Origin of the sequence: Oceanobacillus sp. FSL K6-2867, from assembly GCF_037963145.1 — a bacterium.
In the GTDB taxonomy this organism is placed as follows: Bacteria; Bacillota; Bacilli; order Bacillales; family Amphibacillaceae; genus Oceanobacillus.
This window is the reverse complement of record NZ_CP150144.1, coordinates 2,025,789-2,046,355: the sequence shown is the minus strand read 5'-3', so window position 1 is coordinate 2,046,355 and position 20,567 is coordinate 2,025,789. Positions and strand designations below refer to the sequence as shown.

At 39.4% G+C, this 20,567-nt stretch carries 25 protein-coding genes; 24 read left to right on the top strand and 1 reads right to left on the bottom strand.

The annotated features are described in order from the left end of the window. Positions 1 to 54: 54 nt before the first annotated feature. The 16 genes from dnaX to rsmI all read left to right on the top strand — a co-directional run bounded on the left by dnaX (position 55) and on the right by rsmI (position 11,446). Positions 55 to 1,737, top strand: a complete 1,683-nt coding sequence (dnaX, locus tag NSQ77_RS10190; RefSeq protein WP_339230777.1) for a DNA polymerase III subunit gamma/tau — start codon at positions 55 to 57, stop codon at positions 1,735 to 1,737. A gap of 116 nt (positions 1,738 to 1,853) precedes the next feature. Next, entirely contained in the window at positions 1,854 to 2,168 is a 315-nt protein-coding gene (locus NSQ77_RS10185) for a YbaB/EbfC family nucleoid-associated protein (protein WP_095313943.1), read from the top strand. A gap of 98 nt (positions 2,169 to 2,266) precedes the next feature. Continuing rightward, positions 2,267 to 2,863, top strand: coding sequence for a recombination mediator RecR (gene recR, locus NSQ77_RS10180; protein WP_118889300.1), 597 nt, complete (start codon positions 2,267 to 2,269; stop codon positions 2,861 to 2,863). A gap of 16 nt (positions 2,864 to 2,879) precedes the next feature. Next, complete coding sequence (locus NSQ77_RS10175) at positions 2,880 to 3,095, top strand: YaaL family protein (RefSeq protein WP_339230776.1); 216 nt, start codon at positions 2,880 to 2,882, stop codon at positions 3,093 to 3,095. Positions 3,096 to 3,242: 147 nt separating this feature from the next. Continuing rightward, on the top strand, positions 3,243 to 3,506 hold the full coding sequence (locus NSQ77_RS10170) for a pro-sigmaK processing inhibitor BofA family protein (protein WP_339230775.1): 264 nt from the start codon (positions 3,243 to 3,245) through the stop codon (positions 3,504 to 3,506). Between the two features lie 92 nt (positions 3,507 to 3,598). Further along, positions 3,599 to 3,796: a sigma factor G inhibitor Gin gene (locus NSQ77_RS10165; protein ID WP_339230774.1), complete on the top strand. Its 198-nt coding sequence runs from the start codon at positions 3,599 to 3,601 to the stop codon at positions 3,794 to 3,796. Positions 3,797 to 4,000: 204 nt separating this feature from the next. Continuing rightward, positions 4,001 to 5,425, top strand: coding sequence for an aminotransferase class I/II-fold pyridoxal phosphate-dependent enzyme (locus tag NSQ77_RS10160; protein ID WP_339230773.1), 1,425 nt, complete (start codon positions 4,001 to 4,003; stop codon positions 5,423 to 5,425). 16 nt (positions 5,426 to 5,441) lie between these two features. Continuing rightward, the gene (tmk, locus tag NSQ77_RS10155; RefSeq protein WP_339230772.1) at positions 5,442 to 6,068 is read left to right on the top strand and encodes a dTMP kinase; all 627 of its coding nucleotides are present in this window, start codon (positions 5,442 to 5,444) and stop codon (positions 6,066 to 6,068) included. A 14-nt stretch (positions 6,069 to 6,082) separates the two neighbouring features. Next, complete coding sequence (locus tag NSQ77_RS10150; protein ID WP_095313931.1) at positions 6,083 to 6,412, top strand: cyclic-di-AMP receptor; 330 nt, start codon at positions 6,083 to 6,085, stop codon at positions 6,410 to 6,412. 39 nt (positions 6,413 to 6,451) lie between these two features. Beyond that, on the top strand, positions 6,452 to 6,886 hold the full coding sequence (locus tag NSQ77_RS10145; protein ID WP_339230771.1) for a YaaR family protein: 435 nt from the start codon (positions 6,452 to 6,454) through the stop codon (positions 6,884 to 6,886). 284 nt (positions 6,887 to 7,170) lie between these two features. Continuing rightward, complete coding sequence (gene holB / locus NSQ77_RS10140; protein ID WP_339230770.1) at positions 7,171 to 8,160, top strand: DNA polymerase III subunit delta'; 990 nt, start codon at positions 7,171 to 7,173, stop codon at positions 8,158 to 8,160. A 6-nt stretch (positions 8,161 to 8,166) separates the two neighbouring features. Beyond that, positions 8,167 to 8,991: a stage 0 sporulation family protein gene (locus NSQ77_RS10135; RefSeq protein WP_339230769.1), complete on the top strand. Its 825-nt coding sequence runs from the start codon at positions 8,167 to 8,169 to the stop codon at positions 8,989 to 8,991. 14 nt (positions 8,992 to 9,005) lie between these two features. Continuing rightward, complete coding sequence (gene yabA / locus NSQ77_RS10130) at positions 9,006 to 9,353, top strand: DNA replication initiation control protein YabA (protein WP_339230767.1); 348 nt, start codon at positions 9,006 to 9,008, stop codon at positions 9,351 to 9,353. A gap of 210 nt (positions 9,354 to 9,563) precedes the next feature. Then, positions 9,564 to 10,313: a tRNA1(Val) (adenine(37)-N6)-methyltransferase gene (locus tag NSQ77_RS10125; protein ID WP_339230765.1), complete on the top strand. Its 750-nt coding sequence runs from the start codon at positions 9,564 to 9,566 to the stop codon at positions 10,311 to 10,313. Then, positions 10,303 to 10,593, top strand: coding sequence for a GIY-YIG nuclease family protein (locus NSQ77_RS10120; RefSeq protein ID WP_339230763.1), 291 nt, complete (start codon positions 10,303 to 10,305; stop codon positions 10,591 to 10,593). Before NSQ77_RS10125 ends, NSQ77_RS10120 begins: the two co-directional genes overlap by 11 nt. Next, positions 10,571 to 11,446: a 16S rRNA (cytidine(1402)-2'-O)-methyltransferase gene (rsmI, locus tag NSQ77_RS10115; protein WP_339230761.1), complete on the top strand. Its 876-nt coding sequence runs from the start codon at positions 10,571 to 10,573 to the stop codon at positions 11,444 to 11,446. Before NSQ77_RS10120 ends, rsmI begins: the two co-directional genes overlap by 23 nt. Before the next feature lie 158 nt (positions 11,447 to 11,604). Here rsmI and NSQ77_RS10110 read toward each other — a convergent pair whose 3' ends face one another. Continuing rightward, complete coding sequence (locus NSQ77_RS10110) at positions 11,605 to 11,880, bottom strand: AbrB/MazE/SpoVT family DNA-binding domain-containing protein (protein ID WP_339230759.1); 276 nt, start codon at positions 11,878 to 11,880, stop codon at positions 11,605 to 11,607. A gap of 334 nt (positions 11,881 to 12,214) precedes the next feature. Here NSQ77_RS10110 and metG point away from each other — a divergent pair, with 334 nt between their 5' ends. From metG to NSQ77_RS10070, 8 genes are all read left to right on the top strand, one after another. Beyond that, positions 12,215 to 14,236, top strand: coding sequence for a methionine--tRNA ligase (metG, locus tag NSQ77_RS10105; RefSeq protein ID WP_339230758.1), 2,022 nt, complete (start codon positions 12,215 to 12,217; stop codon positions 14,234 to 14,236). Between the two features lie 283 nt (positions 14,237 to 14,519). Continuing rightward, complete coding sequence (locus NSQ77_RS10100) at positions 14,520 to 15,287, top strand: TatD family hydrolase (protein WP_339230756.1); 768 nt, start codon at positions 14,520 to 14,522, stop codon at positions 15,285 to 15,287. A 255-nt stretch (positions 15,288 to 15,542) separates the two neighbouring features. After that, positions 15,543 to 16,760: a ubiquitin-like domain-containing protein gene (locus NSQ77_RS10095; RefSeq protein ID WP_339230754.1), complete on the top strand. Its 1,218-nt coding sequence runs from the start codon at positions 15,543 to 15,545 to the stop codon at positions 16,758 to 16,760. 102 nt (positions 16,761 to 16,862) lie between these two features. Continuing rightward, positions 16,863 to 17,429 (top strand): ribonuclease M5, encoded by a 567-nt coding sequence (gene rnmV, locus NSQ77_RS10090; protein ID WP_339230752.1) that lies wholly within the window; start codon positions 16,863 to 16,865, stop codon positions 17,427 to 17,429. Beyond that, complete coding sequence (rsmA, locus tag NSQ77_RS10085; protein ID WP_339230750.1) at positions 17,422 to 18,297, top strand: 16S rRNA (adenine(1518)-N(6)/adenine(1519)-N(6))-dimethyltransferase RsmA; 876 nt, start codon at positions 17,422 to 17,424, stop codon at positions 18,295 to 18,297. The genes rnmV and rsmA overlap by 8 nt, the downstream gene beginning before the upstream one ends. Positions 18,298 to 18,551: 254 nt before the next feature. Beyond that, entirely contained in the window at positions 18,552 to 19,430 is an 879-nt protein-coding gene (yabG, locus tag NSQ77_RS10080) for a sporulation peptidase YabG (protein WP_339230749.1), read from the top strand. 261 nt (positions 19,431 to 19,691) lie between these two features. Next, entirely contained in the window at positions 19,692 to 19,958 is a 267-nt protein-coding gene (locus NSQ77_RS10075) for a Veg family protein (protein ID WP_095313908.1), read from the top strand. A gap of 304 nt (positions 19,959 to 20,262) precedes the next feature. After that, the gene (locus NSQ77_RS10070) at positions 20,263 to 20,442 is read left to right on the top strand and encodes a small, acid-soluble spore protein, alpha/beta type (protein ID WP_095314433.1); all 180 of its coding nucleotides are present in this window, start codon (positions 20,263 to 20,265) and stop codon (positions 20,440 to 20,442) included. Positions 20,443 to 20,567 lie beyond the last annotated feature (125 nt).

The following is a 20,567-nucleotide window of genomic DNA, read 5'->3' as shown; positions in this document are numbered from 1 at the left end:
TCACCCCTAAAATCGGGTATAATTAGAAATAGATCATAGAGGGGAATCTGTATTATGAGCTATCAAGCTTTATATCGCGTTTGGCGTCCAAGAACCTTTGAGGACGTCGTAGGACAAACACATATTACAAGAACACTGCAGAATGCGATTGTACAAGATAAATTTTCGCATGCCTATTTATTCTCTGGACCAAGAGGGACAGGGAAGACAAGTGCTGCCAAAATTTTTGCCCAGACAATCAACTGTGAGCATGCACCAGTCAAGGAACCATGTAATGAATGTGATGCATGTCGTGGTATTTTGGATGGATCGATTTCAGACGTTATTGAGATTGATGCAGCATCCAACACGAGTGTTGATGATATTCGTGAGATCCGTGACAAAGTGAAGTATGCCTCAAGTGCAGTACCATATAAAGTGTACATCATTGATGAGGTGCATATGATTTCCATTAATGCATTCAACGCATTACTGAAAACATTGGAAGAACCACCAAAGCATGTTGTCTTTATTTTGGCAACAACCGAGCCACATAAAATTCCATTAACGATCATTTCGAGATGTCAGCGATTCGACTTCAAACCAATATCCAATAAGGCAATTGTAGATCGTATGCAAACGATTATGGAGGCAGAGAACATTTCTGTTTCTGAAGAGGCTTTGGAGACTGTTGCATTAGCAGCAGAAGGTGGAATGCGTGATGCATTGAGTATTCTTGATCAAGCAATCTCCTATAGTGAGAATCAAGTAGAGCTTGATGATGTTTTGGCTGTTACAGGTGGGGTTTCCCAGAAAGTGCTCACTGATATTGTGAAATCCATGCACGAAAAAGATGTAGAACAGGCATTACAGCTGCTGAATGATTTGATCCAGCGTGGAAAAGATCCTGGACGATTTGTATACGATCTTATTTATTTTATGCGCGACTTATTACTGTTCAAAAGTGCTCCAACCTTGGAAGGTTTATTGGAGCGTGCCAGAGTAGATGACAACTTTCTAGCACTTTCTGATTCTGTATCAGCTGGTTGGATTCAGGATGCTATCATCCAACTGAATCAATGTCAGCAGGAAATCAAATGGACGAATAGTCCAAAGGTTTTCATCGAAATTGCGATACTGACAATTACCAACCGTTATCATGTTCAAGAATCTACTGGAGCTGATGTTGATTCGGAAGCAGTATCAAAATTAATGAACAAAATGACGCAATTGGAAAAAGAGCTTACAACCTTGAAACAGCAGCCAGCCCAGATGAATCAAGCTCCTGCTGCATCGGAAAAGAGAAGGCAGCCTGCGAGAGGATCAAAAAACAGCTATAAAATACCGTTTGAGCGGATTCGTGATGTGCTGGGCAAAGCAGAAAAGCCTGCATTAAAACAAGTCCAATCACAATGGGCCAACTTTTTAAGTAAGCTGAAGCAGATGAATGCACCTGCACATGCAACAATACAGGATAGTAAACCTGCAGCAGCATCAGCAGATTCACTTGTTGTCGCATTTAAATATGAAATCCACTGCTCCTTATTTTTAGATAATCGGGAGACAGTTGAATCCGTACTTGCAAGTGTGCTGGATAAGCAATTAACGATTATCCCGATTCCAGATAACGATTGGACACAGCTGCGTACGGAATATATAAGCAAACAAGATAAGCCAAAGGATGAGGAACAAGGAGATCCATTAGTGGATGAAGCAAGGAAACTCTTCGGAGATGACTTGCTGGAAATACACGATTAGAAGCAAAAAGCGGAAGCCCCGGTTAGCGACGTATGGTGAGGGAAGTCTTGCTGGTAGCTGGAGCTGGATGTGATTAGGAAAAATAATTTATTTATAATTTAAAGGAGGTATTTTCCATGAAGGGAAATATGAACAATATGATGAAGCAAATGCAAAAAATGCAAAAGAAAATGATGCAGGCTCAGGATGAACTGCATGAGATGTCCTTCGAAGCATCAGCTGGCGGCGGAATGGTTACCATTACTGCAAACGGAAAAAAGGAAATCACTGATATTGCAATTAAAGAAGAAGTTGTAGATCCAGATGATATCGAAATGCTTCAGGATCTTATCATTGCTGCAACAAATGATGTATTGAAGCAAATTGATGATAAGACGAATCAGCAAATGGGGCAATTTACTAAGGGCTTAAATATGCCTGGAATGTTTTAATTAAAGGAAAAAAGCGGCAGGGAGTGCGACCACTCATGCCAAGTATAAGCACCCGGTTTGAAGCGGGTGCTTATGTTTTCATGTAGGAGGCAACCTTGATGTATTATCCAGAACCAATATCGAAGTTAATTGACAGTTTTACAAAATTGCCCGGCATTGGCCCCAAAACAGCTGTCCGTCTGGCATTTTTTGTATTGAATATGAAAGATGATGATGTGCTGAACTTTGCAAATGCATTAGTGAATGCAAAAAGAGAACTGTCTCATTGCAGTATTTGTGGACACATTACCGATCAGGACCCGTGTGCGATATGCTCCGATACGTCACGGGATAATTCAGTTATTTGTGTTGTCCAAGATCCAAAGGATGTCATTGCAATGGAGAAAATGAAGGAATTTCACGGAAAGTACCATGTTCTTCATGGTGCAATTTCACCAATGGATGGAATTGGACCAGAAGATATAAACGTCCCTGATTTAATCAATCGACTAAAGGATGAGGAAGTAAAAGAAATTATCCTGGCAACGAACCCTAACATCGAAGGGGAAGCAACCGCAATGTATATTTCGCGCCTTGTTAAACCATCGGGTATCCGCACGACTCGAATTGCACACGGTTTACCGGTTGGCGGCGATTTGGAATATGCAGATGAAGTAACACTATCAAAAGCATTAGAGGGCAGAAGAGATTTGTAGAAGTTAGGTGAAGTGCATGGGGAAAAAGCGAAAAAGAAAAGATGTCGACAATGAGCTGCTTGATACAATTCTTCGGGTGGAACAGGATTGGAAGGATATTCAGTCCATTGTACAGCAAAGCATGGAGCCATCCCTCAATGGAATGCAGCAGGAAGCAATTGCACGGGCGAAGTATTTATTTCTGTTGCGTGAAGCAAGACTTCGCAATGTCAGTGCAGTGCGAGTATACTAGATTTATAGATTAAAGGAGACAAGGTTTTGCGAGTTTTGACGGCCTTGTCTTTTTTATATCATTTTTTCCCGGCTTCTTTGGTTCTTTTTTACGAAATACCAGCATAAATTTACTAAAAAAGAGGTCGAGGAAGAGGGTTGATTTCAATTGAGTTCTGCAATCGTTATTTCGGTCATTGTTGGACTGATTATCATTTTATTATTCGTTGGGGCTCCTGTTAAACCAATGAAATTTATTGGACAGGCTACGGTAAAGCTTGGAATCGGAATTCTGTTTTTATTTTTCTTTAATGTATTCGGAGGGATGGTTGGGCTGCACATTCCAATTAATTTATTTACAGCTGTCGTATCTGGCTTTTTAGGGCTATTTGGATTAGCATCTTTGGTGGCAATTCATTTGTTTATTGTTTAGTTTGTTTTTATCCTAAACATAAAAGTTTCAAAGTTTCCCCGTATAGTTTTCGTTAGATTGGGAGATACTAGTTTCTAACGGAGGTGGGGAAGGTGGAACAAGCAAATTCACTAAGACTTTCACATTGCGGCATCTGTGAGGAACAAAAGGAAAAGGGAATTCATTTATACACGATGTTCATTTGTACGGAATGCGAGTATAATATGATCCACACGGAGCCGAGGGAAGAAAAGTATAACTATTATTTACGAAAATTAAAGAATATCAGTCAACCAAAATTATATTCATAGCTATTCAGGGAGTCTTTGCTTGCAAAGGCTTCTTTTGTTTGTTCGGGAATGATAAAATTGCTATGCGATATTTTGAATGATAACGAAAGAGTACTATAAGACTAGAAAGGCAGAGAAATTTTTAGCATTGATACATAATCCGACAACGAAGCTATAATTCCCGTTTTGTGATTACTATTATAGAAATTAAGAGGAGGGACAATGATGAAACAGAATCATAAGCGAATTCCGATTTTTGACAAATTACAGCAATTTACATACACAAACCCGATATCCTTCCATGTCCCTGGTCATAAAAATGGTGAAATTTTCCCTGGACAGGCAAGGACTTATTTTGATTCGATCTTAAAATTAGATATGACAGAGCTGCACGGTTTAGACGACCTACATGCGCCCACGGAAGTGATTGCAGAAGCGGAGGAATTAGCTGCGGATTTTTTTGACTCCGACCATACGTTTTTTCTTGTTGGCGGAAGTACAGCAGGTAATTTAGCAATGGTGTTGGCAGCCTGTTCACCAGGGGAAAAAATTATTGTTCAACGTAATTGCCATAAATCCGTTATGAATGGATTGGAATTAAGTGGTGCAAAGCCAGTATTTATTGCGCCAGAATATGATGAAGCAGTCGATCGCTATACAAGTCCAAGTTATTCCATATTAAAAGAAGCTCTGCAAAAGCATTCAGACGCAAAGGCAATTGTGCTTACCTATCCTGATTATTTTGGCAGAACATACCCAATTAAAGCTATGATAGATTTGGCCCATTCATATAACATTCCAGTTTTTGTCGATGAAGCACATGGAGTTCACTTTACTTTAGGAAAGCCCTTTCCAGCTTCAGCATTAAGTTTAGGGGCAGATGCTGTTGTGCAATCGGCTCATAAGATGGCGCCTGCCATGACAATGGCTTCTTATTTACATTTAAAATCCAAGTTTATATCTAAAGAACGTATTGCGCACTATTTACAAATCATTCAGTCAAGCAGTCCTTCGTATCCACTTATGGCTTCGTTGGATATAGCGCGTTTCTTTTTAGCAAAAATGCAGACAAATGAACTGGAACATATTTTACAAAGCGTAAACGGTGTCAGAGACATACTTGATAGCTGTGATGCATGGAATGTATTGCCAATTGAACCAGAGGACGATCCGCTTAAAATAACGTTACACGTGAAACAATTTTATTCCGTTCAAGATGTGGCAAGGCTTTTTGAAAAAGAAAATTTGTATCCAGAGCTTATAACACATAATCAGTTATTGTTTATTCAAGGGCTTAAGCCGTTTCATAAGCAGGACCAGCTTCAAAAAATAGTAAAAAGAGTTGGGGAACAATTAAAAATCAAATCAAATCATGATACAATAGAAATAGCAAAGTTATTTCCAGAAGCCATTCAGGAATTGGCTTTGTCTTATCAAGAAATGCATGCAAGATCTTACAGACGCGTACCTTTTGATGAAGGTATCGAACATATAGCAGCAGAGGCAGTCATCGCCTATCCGCCGGGAATTCCGATCATTCTAAAGGGTGAGCGCATTACAGCGGCACATCTTGCTGCCACCCGACAGCTTCGAAATCAGGGTGTTCGTATTCAGCAACGGGAATCAGGCATCAAGATCTACAGGAAATGATGAAGGAGATTTATACATGAGTGGTTTTTTTATAACATTTGAAGGTGGCGAGGGTGCAGGAAAAACGACAATCCTTCAACTGATCGCAATAAGACTAACGGATATGGGGTATGACGTCATAACGACCCGTGAACCAGGTGGCATTAACATTTCTGAAAAAATCCGTGACATTATTCATGACCCGGATCATACAGAAATGGAAGAACGAACGGAAGCACTTCTTTACGCAGCAGCGCGCAGGCAGCATCTGGTAGAAAAGGTACTTCCGGCACTCGAAAAAGGGAAGATTGTTCTCTGTGATCGTTTTATCGACAGTAGTTTAGCATATCAAGGGTATGCTCGCGGATTAGGAATTGATGAAGTGTTTTCCATCAATCAATTTGTCATTGGGGATTGTATGCCAGATCTAACTTTATTTTTTGATATTACGCCAAAAAAGGGATTAGAGCGTATTGCAGCGAATAAAGATAGAGAAAGGAATCGACTTGATCTTGAAAACCTCGAATTCCATGAAATGGTTTATGAAGGCTATCAAATTCTGAAAGACAAATTTCCTGACCGGATTCAAACGATTGATGCAGATCAATCCATGGACGTAGTTGAACAGGCTGTGCTCGATCGTATTATGAAGCATATAAAATAAGGGGGCTTATGCAGATGAAACTAATCATGGCTGTTATCCAAGACAAGGATTCCAATCGTTTAGTAAATGCTTTGGGAGAAAAGGATTTTAAGACAACAAAACTTGCTTCAACCGGTGGTTTCCTGAAAGAAGGTAATACCACCTTGATGATTGGATGTGAGGACCAGGAAGTAGATAATGCCTTAGATATTATTAAGGATAATTGCTCGCATCGTGAACAAATGGTTGCACCAATCTCACCAATGGGTGGAAATGCAGATTCCTATATTCCAAAGCCAGTCAAAGTCGAGGTTGGAGGAGCAACGGTATTTGTACTTCCAGTTGAATCATTTTTACAGTTTTAATAAACAAATGTATTACCTCTAAGAAAGGGGCTGGACCAAATGAAAATTACAAACGAAATGCAAGCCAATTTGGAGCCGAAATATGCACGCAAGGCGAGTGCAGATAAGCAGGCTTTCCATAAAATGGTTCAGTCCCAAACACAAAACTTAAAGCATCAGGAATTACAGCAACTTGTTAATAATATTGCGAAGCAAGGAAATAAGCTTGCTCGTTATCGGTCATTTCGTGAATTGGCCGCATTCAAACGAATGGTGAAAGGATTTCTGCAGAAGACGGTTTATGCTGGATATACCTTAGATAAATCACATCATTTTGGCTTTGATAGACAAACTCGAAAATTAGCAATCGTCAAGCAAGTCGATGAAAAACTAATCAAGCTTACAGAGGAAATTATGAATCAGGAAAAGAAGACAGTAGATATCCTAGCACTTATCGGAGAAATTAAAGGATTACTGATTAATATATATACGTAAGAACAAAAACGGAGGAGCCCGTTTAGCGAGGTACGGACTGCGCCCTGAACTTTGGGGTGGTTCGCCGAGTTGAACAATCCTTCGGAGAAGATAAAGGAAACATGGCGATCGAAGAGCGATGCCTGATTTCACCGCAAGGGTATAGGAGTGACTAAGCCTCATGTCTTGACGGTCGGCAAGTCCCGCTAGTCGTTGGGAGCTGGACGTGGCTGTTCCAGTACAAGTAATTATTGAGTCAAATCATTATATTTAATAAAGAAGTTAAAGCTTAAGGACGGATACATATGAAAACATGGTCTCAAGTGGCTGATGTGCAGCCGCTAGCAACACGTATTATAACAAATAGCATTAAAAAAGATCGGATTTCTCATGCGTATTTGCTCCAAGGCGAACGAGGGACAGGAAAAGGCGCAATTGCCTTACTCATTGCCAAAGGTCTGTTCTGTCAAAATAAATCAGGTATAGAACCGTGTAATGAATGTAATAACTGCAAACGAATTGAGTCTCATAATCATCCTGACGTACATTGGATTGAACCGGAAGGACAATCAATTAAAATTGAACAAGTGCGTAATTTGCAGAAGGAATTTACGTACTCGGGTCTCGAATCCAATCAAAAAGTATATGTCATTAAGGATGCAGACACATTGACTGTCAATGCCGCAAACAGGATTTTAAAGTTTTTAGAAGAGCCAAGTAAAGAAACGACAGCGATAATGCTGACGGAGAATAGTCAATCGATTATTCCAACAATCCGTTCGCGCTGCCAGGTTATTGATTTAAAACCGCTCCATGCTGCTTCTTTTCAAAACCAATTAATCGAGCAAGGAATGGAAAAGAATCAAGCTGTGCTTATTAGTGCTCTCACGAATAACTTCGATGAGGCCTTTAGATGGAGCGAGGATGCCGGGTTTGCAGAAGCTAGAAAACTAATGGTACAATTAATAGAAATATTTATCACAAAGCCTGAAGACGTTTATCTCTTTATTCACAGTCGCTGGGTAGACCATTTTAAGGAGCGACAAGAGCAGGAGCAAGGATTGGATTTATTACTTCTGGCTTTTAAGGATATTCTTTATTATCATATTGGAAATGAGGATATGATGGTATTTTTCACCTCCAATGATTCGCTTCTTGAAAAGGCAGTAATGTCCTTCTCCCAGGAACATCTTGTGAATAGCTTGAATTTCGTACTGCAGGCAAAGAGGAAATTGAAGCAAAATGTTCAACCCACCTTGGTGATTGAACAACTAGCACTTCAAATAAAGAGGTGAAAAGGAATGATTGAGGTTATAGGTGTCCGTTTTAAAAAGGCGGGTAAAATATATTATTTTGATCCAGGGGCAGAAAATATTTCCTTGGACAGTTATGTTATAGTAGAGACGATACGAGGGATTGAATTTGGGAAGGTTGTTATCACGAATAAACATGTTGATGAAGAAGATGTTGTCCTTCCATTGAAAAAGGTAATCCGTGTCGCTGACGAGAAAGATAAGCTGTCCGTTTTAGAAAATCAGGAACAAGCGGATAAAGCATTTCATATATGTTCAGATAAGATTGAGCAGCATAAGCTCGATATGAATCTGGTTGAAGTAGAATACACATTTGATCGCAATAAAATTATTTTTTATTTCACAGCAGATGGTAGGGTCGACTTCCGAAATTTAGTGAAGGATTTGGCCTCTATGTTTAAAACGAGAATTGAACTGCGCCAAATTGGTGTGCGTGATGAAGCGAAAATGCTTGGTGGTATTGGCCCATGCGGCAGAATGCTTTGTTGTTCAACGTTTTTAGGGGATTTCGAGCCAGTATCAATAAAAATGGCGAAGGATCAAAATCTTTCCCTTAACCCAGCGAAAATATCTGGGTTATGTGGTAGACTGATGTGCTGTTTAAAATATGAAAATGATACGTATGAAACTGCAAAGCGTGACTTGCCGGATATTGGCGAAGCAATCGTAACGCCATATGGAAAAGGGAAAGTTGTTGGTCTGAATATACTTGAACGACTCATCCAGATTGAAATTCCGGAGAAGGAACGCGTTGTTGAATATACTTTAGATGAATTAATAAATGAAGGAATTTTAGCGCAAGCCACAGAATGATGAGGTGAGTGGGCGTGAGGAACAGAGAAATTTTTGACCAGGTTTCAGATATGGAAAAACAAATTGGCGAGCTGTATGAACAGCTTGGTGATTTAAAGGGGCGTTTAAGTGAGCTGCTCGAAGAAAATCACCGACTTGCTGTTGAAAACCATAATTTGCGTAACCATCTTGATCACCAAAAAGAAGCTGCGGATGAAACTTCGGATAAGAAAACTTCCAAAGGAAGCTTCCCTGGTGAAGGATATGATAATCTCGCTAGATTATATGAAGAAGGTTTTCATATATGTAATCTGGAATTTGGAAGCCCAAGGAGAGATGAAGACTGCATTTTCTGCCTTGACTTTTTTGAGAAAACAAAATAAAAGCTTTTTTGCATACGTGCAATGAAGGCATTTGCTTAAGGTAAAAACCAAACTTAAAGGTATAAGGAATTTAAGAAAGTGAAGAACTATCTTTTAAGAATCCCTTTAATGAATTCCAGGTTTTCTAATGAGGACTATTACTGCTGTCTCGATATATGTACGAGGCAGCTTTCTTTTCATTAGGCAGCTTTTAATAGTAAGGAGTTAACGATGGTACAGGTACAATTATATAATGATGAACGAATGGATTATTTATTAAACGATGAGCGGATGCAAATTATCCAAAGCCCGACAGCTTTTGCCTTTTCCTTGGATGCCGTACTACTTGCTCACTTTGCTTACGTGCCTATAAAGCGGGGAAAAGTATTGGATTTATGCACCGGAAATGGTGTCATACCCTTGCTTTTATCAAAAAGAACAAATGCTGAGATAACGGGTGTAGAAATTCAGGAACGCATTTTCCATATGGCAGAAAGAAATGTGAAGTTAAATACACTTTCCGACCAGCTAACGATGCTGCATGGCGATTTAAAGGAAATGCAGCCGGTACTCGGACAAAGCAGCTTTGATGTCGTTACGTGCAACCCTCCATATTTTAAAACACCTTCAAGAACTGAACATAATCATAATGAATTTTTGACGATCGCCCGGCATGAAGTATATTGTACGCTGGAAGATGTTGTAAAGGCCTGTAAATTACATGTGCGACCAGGCGGAAAAGTCGCAATGGTTCATCGACCAGGGAGACTCGTTGATATTATGGAGCTTTTTAGAAAGTATAAATTAGAGCCGAAGCGTATGCAGCTTGTATATCCAAAGCGAGGAAGAGAAGCAAACATGCTTTTAATAGAAGGTATCCGGGATGGGAAAGCCGACTTGAAAATCCTGCCCCCCTTATATATTTATGAAGCAGACGGCACGTATACGAAGGAAGCAGAGGAAATTATTTATGGTATGTGAACATGTCGTCTACATCCTTTGTTGCAAGGATGGTTCGCTTTATACTGGATATACAAATAATTTAGATAGGCGCTTAAGTATGCATGAATCTGGTAAGGGTGCGAAATATACTCGAGGGAGAGGACCATTTCAAGTTGTATTTGTTGAACAATTTACGACGAAGGAAGCGGCGATGCAGCAAGAATACCGAATTAAGCAGCTTTCTCGTACTGAAAAAATGCTGCTGATTCAGAAGTGGCAGAAGGAGACGTTGCAAAATGAACATTCAAAAGAGCTTTGACGACGAGACGGCAGGTGTTTTATACGTTGTTCCAACACCAATTGGCAACCTGGAGGATATTACATTTCGTGCGTTAAAAATTCTGAAATCTGTAAGCTTAATTGCAGCAGAGGATACGAGAAATACAAAAAAGCTTCTCAATCATTTTGAGCTTTCAACGCCTTTGATAAGCTATCATGAGCATAATAAAACAGCTCGGGAAGAACAGCTTTTGGAAAGAATCAAGCGAGGCGAATCAATTGCTATTGTAAGTGATGCCGGTATGCCGACGATTTCGGATCCCGGGTTTGAAATTGTACAAGCTGTAATTGAAGAAGATCAGAGGGTCGTCGTCCTTCCGGGTGCAAATGCTGCATTATGTGGCTTAATTGGGTCTGGCTTGCCAACAGATGAATTTTACTTTTATGGTTTCTTGCCAAGAAAAAAAAAGGATAAAGCACTTGAACTGGATCGTTTGAAACGTTTGAAGGCAACCTTGCTATTTTATGAGTCTCCATATCGGATAAAGGATACATTGAAAGTAATACAAGAACAGCTGGGAAATCGGAACATCGCGATTGCTCGTGAATTGACAAAACGATTTGAGGAATTTGTTCGTGGTACTGCGGAGGAATTGCTGAATTGGGCGGAAAACGTGGAGATGCGCGGGGAATTTGTACTTGTCGTTGAAGGAACAAGCCATGCAACAGAGGAAGATAAGGGCGACGCATGGTGGGAATCCTTATCTGTTGTTGCCCATGTTAATCATTATATCGAAGAAAAGGGACTATCTAGTAAGGATGCAATCAAGCAAGCAGCGGTTGATCGAAATATTCCGAAGCGGGATATTTACCAGACATATCATATTGAATAGGCAAGCTGAAAGTGGAAGGTTATTTCAAGATTATATATGAAATGAATGAATTTTTATTTCATCCATTAAAAAAGAGAGTTGACGTGCAAGCAGCAAGCGTCAGCTCTCTTTGTGATTGTAATGTTCATTTTATGCCTTGTTTGGAGATTCTGCGCCAACTATTTTAAGCGCGATTGAATCTCTTCTAAAAGAGCCTGTGCGCCTTCTGGGCTTACGACAAGCTTTCCATGGGCCAGTGACAGATTATCATCGGAAGTTTCGCCAGTAATTTGACAAGTCATGTTTGGCTTATATTTCTTAAGGACAATTCTATCGTTATCAACATAGATTTCCATTGTATCTTTTTCATGGATATCTAATGTGCGTCGAAGTTCAATAGGTATGACTATCCGCCCTAGTTCATCAACTTTACGTACAATACCAGTAGATTTCATTATTTTCCTCCCCCAAGGTTGGGAAAAAACACGAAAAAATTCTTCTTAGAAAGAAGATATTTGTGCTTTTTGCCTTAAATTTTTTCTTTGGAACAAAAAAACGTCATATTTCGACACCTATATTAGCATAAGAATACCAACTATTGATTATTCTGTCAACAAATTTTAGTATTAGTGGGAAAATTTATTTATCTAAATAATTCGTTTAATCATTACGTGAACAAGAATAATAAACAGGTATGAAATGTTCTTATCACAGCATTTGGCAAATTGCGTTATAATAGCTACAATAGATTTTATATAATAATTTGAATTGGACCTAGGAGGTAAATGCATGTCACAAGATAGAAAGACTTTTTATATAACGACCCCAATTTATTATCCGAGCGGAAAGTTACATATTGGGAATGCCTATTCAACCATTGCTTGCGATGTTATGGCACGTTATAAAAGAATGACAGGTTTTGACGTTTTCTACTTAACTGGTAGTGACGAACATGGACAGAAAATTGAGAATAAGGCAAATGAGTTAGGAATTACGCCTCAAGAATATGTCGATGGCATGGCTGAAAGCATGCAGGAGTTATGGGAAACGCTGGAAATAAGCAATGATAAATTTATCCGTACAACAGATCCGACACATAAAAAGGTTGTTGCTGATATCTTTGAACGCTTTTTAGAGCAAGGAGATATCTATTTGGATGAATATGAAGGCTGGTATTCAATCCCGGATGAAACGTTCTATACGGAAACACAATTGGTCGATGTAGAGCGTGATGAAGACGGCAATGTTATTGCAGGTAAATCACCAGATAGCGGGCATCCAGTAGAATTGATTAAAGAGGAATCGTATTTCTTCAGAATGAGTAAGTATGCGGATCGTCTGTTGGATTACTACAATACACATGCAGACTTTATTCAACCGGAATCCCGTAAAAATGAAATGATTAACAATTTCATTAAACCGGGTTTGGAGGATTTAGCGGTATCACGTACTGTTTTCTCATGGGGCGTGAATGTACCGAGCAATCCGAAGCACGTTGTATATGTATGGATTGATGCATTGTCTAATTACATTACAGCATTAGGCTATGGAACAGATGATCAAAGCCTGTTTAATAAATATTGGCCGGCGGATGTTCATATGGTTGGGAAGGAAATTGTTCGTTTCCACACGATTTATTGGCCTATTATGTTAATGGCACTTGATCTACCATTACCGAAGAAGATTTTTGGCCATGGCTGGCTGCTAATGAAAGACGGAAAAATGTCAAAATCAAAAGGGAATGTCGTTTATCCAGAAATGCTAGTGGAGCGCTATGGTTTAGATGCTTTACGCTATTACCTAATGCGCGAAGTAGCATTTGGCAGCGATGGTATTTTTACACCGGAGGATTTTGTTTCGCGAGTTAATTATGATCTAGCAAATGATTTAGGGAACCTATTGAACCGTACAGTGGCCATGATTAATAAATACTTTACGGGAGAGGTTCCAGCACTTTCTGGAAATGTCACAGCTTTTGATGAAGACTTAAAGGCTACTGCAGAAAAAACAATCGATGATTACCAAAAAGAAATGGAAAACATGCAGTTCAGTAGTGCACTTAGCCATGTTTGGACATTGATTTCACGCGCAAATAAATATATTGATGAAACAGAGCCTTGGAAGCTTGCTAAGGAAACAGATAAGCAATCAGAACTTGCTAGTGTAATGGCTCACTTAGCTGAATGTTTGCGTGTTTCTGCAATTCTTTTACAGCCATTCCTGACGCATGCACCGAAGAGGATTTTTGATCAGCTTGGTATCCATGATGATAATGCAGGTGATTTTGCAAATGTTCATTTCGGTCATTTCCCAGGAAATACAAAGGTGATAACAAAAGGTACACCAATCTTCCCTCGTTTGGATATTGATGAGGAAGTTGCCTATATTCGCGCGCAAATGGCTGGCGGGGCTCCTGCGGTGGAAGAGGAAACAGCAGGTGATTGGGATCCGGCAGAAACAGAGCTTGTTTCAACAAAAGATAAGCAAATCAAATATGATGATTTTGATAAAGTGGAATTAAAAGTAGCTGAAGTAATCAACTGCAGTAAAGTGGAAGGTGCGGATAAGCTGCTTAAATTCCGCCTAGATGCTGGTGACAAAGCACATCGACAAATTTTATCAGGAATTGCTGAATTCTATCCAAATCCAGAAGAATTGATTGGGAAGAAGGTAGTGATTGTAGCGAACTTGAAAGCTCGTAAAATGCGCGGAGAAATTAGTCAAGGTATGATTCTTTCTGCAGAGCATGATGGTCAATTACAAGTGATTGAAGCACCAGCTAACGCGCCTAATGGATCTGAAATTGCATAATAAATAATAAATACCCTGCATATTTTAGCAGGGTATTTGTTTCGTAAAGCCTTTACCGAGCATAATGAGAAATACGATACATTTCTTAGTGGGAAGCTCATAAAAGGGTTGCATATGAAAGTGCTGAAGTTCACAGGAAAAAGAATAATCTATAGTTGGAAAATGCTGATGTTTATAATTAGCCGAGGAACCAGCACATTAACTTAAACTTGTGTGTAAGTTCAGTGTTCGCGTCAGAAGAATTCTATGGAAACTTAATTAACAGATGTAAAGGATGAATAATATGCTATTTGATACACATGTCCACTTAAATGCTAGACAATTTGCAGAGGATTTGCCAGAAACGATCAGCCGTGCAGTGGATGCAGGTGTAACCCGAATGGTTGTTGTTGGATTTGACCGTGAAACCATTCCACTCGCAATTGAAATCGCAGAACAGAACGAAAACATTTATGCAGCAGTTGGCTGGCATCCGGTTGATGCGATTGATATGACAGATGGAGATCTAGCTTGGATTGAGGAATTATCATCACATCCTAAAGTTGTAGCGATAGGTGAAATGGGATTGGACTATCATTGGGATAAATCACCAAAAGATGTGCAAAAGGAAGTATTCCGCAAGCAAATCCATTTAGCAAAAAGGGTAAACATGCCAATCATAATTCATAATCGAGAGGCGACAGCAGATATTATTGAAATTTTACAGGAAGAGAATGCAAAGGAAGTAGGGGGAATCATGCATTGCTATAACGATTCCGTAGACTATGTCCAAGCATGTCTGGACATGAATTTTTATATATCACTTGGCGGCCCTGTAACGTTTAAAAACGCCCCATTACCGAAAGAGGTTGCAAAGCAGGTACCATTAGACAAATTACTAATTGAGACAGATGCACCTTATCTTGCACCACACCCAAATCGCGGAAAGCGTAATGAACCGGCGTATGTAAAATTAGTGGCAGAAAAAATTGCTGAATTACGGGAGATGAGCCTTGAAGAGCTTGGTGAAGCTACTACTCAAAATGCATGTGAATTATTTGGCGTGAAGTAAAAAAGGTAATTTTATGTAACAATACAGCCTAAATATGGAAATAAAAGGAGACTGATAGCGCTAGCAGTCTCCTTTTATTTCAATTATGTAACAGTATAAAAGGGCTGTATAACAGGGTTTTTTGATACATTTAAAGGGTTAATTATAAGAAAGGCAAAAAGTGCGTAATACAACTGTAAATGAATCGTAACCCTAGTGGCTTTGACTTTGCTACCCCCTGTTTATATAATCGATTGGGAATAAGGGGGCAGGCACATGGGATTAGTTCATAAGCTTTTGCCGGCATCGAAAAAGAAGCTGGTTATTTCAAGTATTGGTGTTTTAGCACTTGTTTTATTTTCAGTGTTTGTACTAGTGGAAGCAACGAAAGCGGAAGTAGTAATAACAGACAACGGAGAAATACAAACAATCAGCACAAACTCAAATACAGTTGGAGACTTGCTTCACGAATTAGAAATAACGGTTGGAGCATACGATTTCTTATCACATGATGAAACAGAATTGATTGAAGATGGGATGGAAATAACGTATAAAACCGCAAAGCAAATTACAGTAAGTATTGATGGGAAAGAACAGGATTATTACACAACTGCAAATACCATTGGGGATTTCTTTAAAGAACAGAATTTGTCTTTCAAAGAGCGCGATGAAATATCACATCAGCTAACAGAAGAAACGGAAGCTGGCTTACATATCGAGGTTGCTAAGGCATATCAGGTAACGATTAATGACGGTGGGAATAAGAAAAAATTCTGGACAACAGGTGGAACGGTAAATGATTTGCTTAAGGAAGCAGATATTGATTATAAAAAAAGCTCTCATGATCGAATCACTCCAGCGCTCGATAAAAAAGTAAACAAAGGAAAGACTATTGATATTGTTCGTGTAGCTATCGATGAAGAGGAAGTTACAGAAAAAATCGCATTTGACGTAGAGGAACGTCAAGATAGCTCGCTTTTAAAAGGAGAAGAACAGGTCATTTCTGAAGGTGAAGAAGGAACGGTTACAAAGCGTTTTAAAGTAACAAAGGAAAACGGTGAGGAAGTAAGCCGGGAACTAGTCAGCGAAGACGTGAGAGAAAAAAGTGTTAATCGTGTTGTAGCAATTGGAACGAAAGAAGAAGTTCAGGAGTCCAATCTTGTTACACTTGCTAATGAAACACCAAAGGACAGTAGCCAAGGTGGTAAAACAATTACAGTGACAGCAAGTGCATTCACGTCAGAATGTGGTGGCTGTTCAGGTGTAACAGCTACTGGAATTAACCTGGGAGCTAATCCGAATATGAAAGTAATTGCTGTAGACCCGAATGTGATTCCACTTGGAGCGAAGGTATGGGTTGAAGGATATGGAGAAGCAATTGCTGGTGATACAGGCGGGAATATAAAAGGAAATCGCATTGATGTCCATGTACCATCAAAATCTGATGCCTATTCATGGGGAGTGAAAACCGTCCAGGTTAAGGTGTTAGATTAAAACAATGTTTTCGATAAACGATAGAATAAAATGCTCTTATCATGCTAAAATGGTAAGAGCATTATTTTATATACGAATCGTATAAGCAGTGGAGGAAATCGATTGAAAATAAAAGAAATCATTGTTGTTGAGGGAAGAGATGACACAACGAAAGTTCAACTGGCAGTTGATGCAGATACGATAGAAACGAATGGGTCAGCTATTAATAAAGAGACATTAGCTCGAATCAGGCATGCGAAAGAAAAACGAGGTGTCATTATTTTTACAGATCCAGATTATCCTGGTGAGCGTATCCGTCATATTGTCGATCAGGCAGTGCCGGGTTGTAAGCATGCTTTTCTAACAAGAGATCAAGCAAAGGCAAAGAATCCAAAAAATAAAAGCCTCGGTATTGAACATGCTAGTATCGAAACGATTCGACATGCGCTCAAAGAGGTATATGAGTTAGCAGATATACGTGAAAGTGAAATTCAGAAGGCGGATTTAATTGAGCATGGGCTGATTGGTGGGCCTGAAGCAAGTGTACGTCGCGAAAAGCTTGGAGAGCTCTTGCAAATCGGGCATACAAATGGAAAACAGCTGCTGAAACGGCTAACACAATTTCAAATTACGAAGACGCAATTTGAGCAGGCTATAAAAGCGATACAACAGGAGGAAAACGATGCCTAAAAAATATATAGCAACTCCTTCAAGAACGAAAGAGATTTTAAATAAATACAAGTTCTCTTTTAAAAAGAGTCTTGGACAAAATTTTTTGGTAGATGTGAATGTATTAGAGAATATTATTAAGCATGCAGGGATTGATGAGGAAGCTGGTGCGATTGAAATTGGGCCAGGTATGGGTGCATTAACGGAACAGCTGGCAATCCACTCAGACAAGGTTGTAGCATTTGAAATTGATCAGCGTCTCTTACCAATCTTGAAGGACACGCTTCAGGATTATTCCAACGTGGAAATTATCCATCAGGATATTTTAGAAGCGGATGTAGAATCGGTTATTCGAACACAATTCAAACCAAATCAGCCGATTCATGTCGTTGCAAATCTGCCTTATTACATTACCACACCGATTTTGATGAAGCTTGTTCGTGATAGATTGCCGGTAACAAGCTTGACTGTCATGATTCAAAAAGAGGTTGCAGAACGAATGGCGGCAAAACCGAATAGTAAGAGCTACGGATCACTGACCATTGCTGTCCAATATTATACAGAGGCAAGCGTTGTAATGACCGTACCGAAAAGCGTATTTATGCCACAGCCAAATGTGGACTCGAGTATTTTACAGCTTGTTATAAGGGATAAACCTCCGGTTGAAGTAGCAGATGAAGATTTCTTTTTTGAGCTCGTGCAAGCAAGCTTTGCGCAAAGAAGAAAAACACTGCGTAATAACCTGTCTAGCTTTTTTAAAGAGCAACATACGAAGGATGAAATTACGGCGATTCTGGATACAGCTGGAATCGATGGTGCAAGACGTGGCGAGTCTCTTGATATGGAGGAGTTTGCTTTGCTTGCAAATACCTTTTATAAAAATAAATAATGCCAAAAAAGCTATTGTCGTGCTACCGCGACAATAGCTTTTTTGGCAACTACCCATCTTTCAGACTGCCCACCATTGTTTTTTGCCGTTAACTTGACTCCCCAGATTTCCCTTAACCTTTACGAATTATATTCTTGAGACAGCTATTTCCTTTTTGACAACTCCATGAAGAGCTTATGCTTAAACATTTCTAGGCACAGGGTTCTAGGCTATCACATAGTCTATAGAATAACTGAAGGCTAAGAGGTGGATATATGGGCATAACTATTGGAGAACTTGTTACACGTAGTTCCTATCAGCATGATCTGCTATTTCGTGTAGCTGAACTAAATAAAGACATTGCTATTCTGCATGGGGCAGAAATGCGACTTGAGGTAGATGCTCCACTTCATGATCTTGTTGTAGCAAAGCGTCAGGATGTAGAAAGGCGGAAACAGAAGGAAAAGGAGAAAGAAGAATTCTCTTATCGTTTATTCCGTCAGGATTATCAGTTGATGAAGGAAAAAAGGATGTATCAATCAACAGATGGTTATTTGAATAATGCGAAGTTTTTCCAACTCCCTGCAAAGGTTCTTCACTTAGATGGAGATCCGATGTACTTAAGAAAATGTATTTCCCTATACCAGCGCATTGGATTGCAGGTTCATGGGGTTCATTTAAATGAAAAGGAAATGCCGAGTGAGATTGGTGGGTTAGTAGAGCGAATTGGTCCCGATATTATCGTTATTACGGGGCATGATGCTTATTCAAAGAATAAAGGATTCAAAAATGACTTGCGTGCCTATCGACATTCTAAATACTTTGCTGAGGCCGTAAGAGAGGCAAGAAGGAAGAGTTCTAATCTAGATCAGCTTGTGATCTTTGCTGGCGCCTGTCAATCCCATTTTGAGTCGCTTATACGTGCTGGAGCAAATTATGCCAGCTCACCATTAAGGATAAATATTCACGCGTTAGATCCTGTCTATATTGCAGCTAAAATTGCCTATACCCCATTTATGGAAAGTGTCAGTGTATGGGATGCTTTACGCAATACGATGACTGGGGAAAAGGGAATGGGCGGAGTGGAGACGAGAGGTTTACTTCGTACAGGTTTGCCATATTTAGAAGAAGATGATGATGAGGAAGAAGAATAAAAAAAGAATGCTGTCCTTTTTTTAAAGGATCAAGCATTCTGGATAATAGTTGGACAAGTGCAGGGCATATGTTTCTTGTATAGCTAAAATTCGATAAAAGTTTTCGGCAAAATTATACATAAATTGTTAACATATGCAAATAATATAAGAAATAGACAAAAATTATTGTTGACAGGTAAAAAGACTTATTGATATAATATTAAGTTTTGTTTGACTGTCGGACGAGTTTGTGTTACACTATTATTAGTGAGGTGGAGTGTAGTGGCTAAAACATTAATCGAAATTAAGCAAGGTCTTGAATGCCATGTTGGAAAGCGGTTGAAATTAAAAGCCAACGGAGGGAGAAGGAAAACGGTGATACGATCGGGAGTACTTGCAGAGACGTATCCTTCAGTCTTCATTGTTGAGCTTGACCAAGACGAAAATGCATTCGAACGTGTTTCATACAGCTATGCAGACATATTGACAGAGACGGTAGAATTAAAATTTTTAGATGAACGGAATAAAGCATTATTAATGGAACAGTAGACCCGAATGTCTGCTGTTTTTTATTGTAAAAAACATATAAATTTGAGCGCTGCAGCTAATTTTACTGGAATAGCTACGTCTACCAAGCGCTAAAATGGCGAGGTTTACTTCATTCCTGGCAATCTAAAAAAGACTTGCCAACTGGCTAAGACTTGAGGCCTGGTCGAACTTATACCCTCCCTGTACGAAAAGGTTTATCTTTCCATTGTTTCATACTTCTTACTCGTTTTTATTTAGCATATAGACATAAACTAAGCATGTCGTAAGGGTAAACTAACTTAAAATGGAAAGGGGCTGTTCTTTCATGGGACGACGCAGAGGAATGATGTCAGACCAGTTGAAAGAAGAAATTGCTAAGGAGTTAGGGTTTTACGACACTGTTCAGCAAGAAGGCTGGGGCGGTATCAAAGCGCGGGATGCAGGTAATATGGTAAAACGTGCAATTGAAATAGCCGAACAGCAAATGCAAAGAGGCAAATCCTAATGGGTTTGCCTTTTTGTCTGTATAGTGACAAAAAGGCAAATGCAGAAAGTGAAAACCAATCCATACTTCCCATCCCACGCTTTCACTCAATCTGATCCAACTACAATCTGGTCGCCTATGTTTTT

Bases quoted from the DNA above. Each gene is read 5' to 3' on its own strand.
- dnaX (WP_339230777.1), top strand. From the start codon at position 55: ATGAGCTATCAAGCTTTATATCGCGTTTGGCGTCCAAGAACCTTTGAG.
- NSQ77_RS10185 (WP_095313943.1), top strand. From the start codon at position 1,854: ATGAAGGGAAATATGAACAATATGATGAAGCAAATGCAAAAAATGCAA.
- recR (WP_118889300.1), top strand. From the start codon at position 2,267: ATGTATTATCCAGAACCAATATCGAAGTTAATTGACAGTTTTACAAAA.
- NSQ77_RS10175 (WP_339230776.1), top strand. From the start codon at position 2,880: ATGGGGAAAAAGCGAAAAAGAAAAGATGTCGACAATGAGCTGCTTGAT.
- NSQ77_RS10160 (WP_339230773.1), top strand. From the start codon at position 4,001: ATGAAACAGAATCATAAGCGAATTCCGATTTTTGACAAATTACAGCAA.
- tmk (WP_339230772.1), top strand. From the start codon at position 5,442: ATGAGTGGTTTTTTTATAACATTTGAAGGTGGCGAGGGTGCAGGAAAA.
- NSQ77_RS10150 (WP_095313931.1), top strand. From the start codon at position 6,083: ATGAAACTAATCATGGCTGTTATCCAAGACAAGGATTCCAATCGTTTA.
- NSQ77_RS10145 (WP_339230771.1), top strand. From the start codon at position 6,452: ATGAAAATTACAAACGAAATGCAAGCCAATTTGGAGCCGAAATATGCA.
- holB (WP_339230770.1), top strand. From the start codon at position 7,171: ATGAAAACATGGTCTCAAGTGGCTGATGTGCAGCCGCTAGCAACACGT.
- NSQ77_RS10135 (WP_339230769.1), top strand. From the start codon at position 8,167: ATGATTGAGGTTATAGGTGTCCGTTTTAAAAAGGCGGGTAAAATATAT.
- NSQ77_RS10125 (WP_339230765.1), top strand. From the start codon at position 9,564: ATGGTACAGGTACAATTATATAATGATGAACGAATGGATTATTTATTA.
- NSQ77_RS10120 (WP_339230763.1), top strand. From the start codon at position 10,303: ATGGTATGTGAACATGTCGTCTACATCCTTTGTTGCAAGGATGGTTCG.
- rsmI (WP_339230761.1), top strand. From the start codon at position 10,571: ATGAACATTCAAAAGAGCTTTGACGACGAGACGGCAGGTGTTTTATAC.
- NSQ77_RS10110 (WP_339230759.1), bottom strand. From the start codon at position 11,880: ATGAAATCTACTGGTATTGTACGTAAAGTTGATGAACTAGGGCGGATA.
- metG (WP_339230758.1), top strand. From the start codon at position 12,215: ATGTCACAAGATAGAAAGACTTTTTATATAACGACCCCAATTTATTAT.
- NSQ77_RS10100 (WP_339230756.1), top strand. From the start codon at position 14,520: ATGCTATTTGATACACATGTCCACTTAAATGCTAGACAATTTGCAGAG.
- NSQ77_RS10095 (WP_339230754.1), top strand. From the start codon at position 15,543: ATGGGATTAGTTCATAAGCTTTTGCCGGCATCGAAAAAGAAGCTGGTT.
- rsmA (WP_339230750.1), top strand. From the start codon at position 17,422: ATGCCTAAAAAATATATAGCAACTCCTTCAAGAACGAAAGAGATTTTA.
- yabG (WP_339230749.1), top strand. From the start codon at position 18,552: ATGGGCATAACTATTGGAGAACTTGTTACACGTAGTTCCTATCAGCAT.
- NSQ77_RS10070 (WP_095314433.1), top strand. From the start codon at position 20,263: ATGGGACGACGCAGAGGAATGATGTCAGACCAGTTGAAAGAAGAAATT.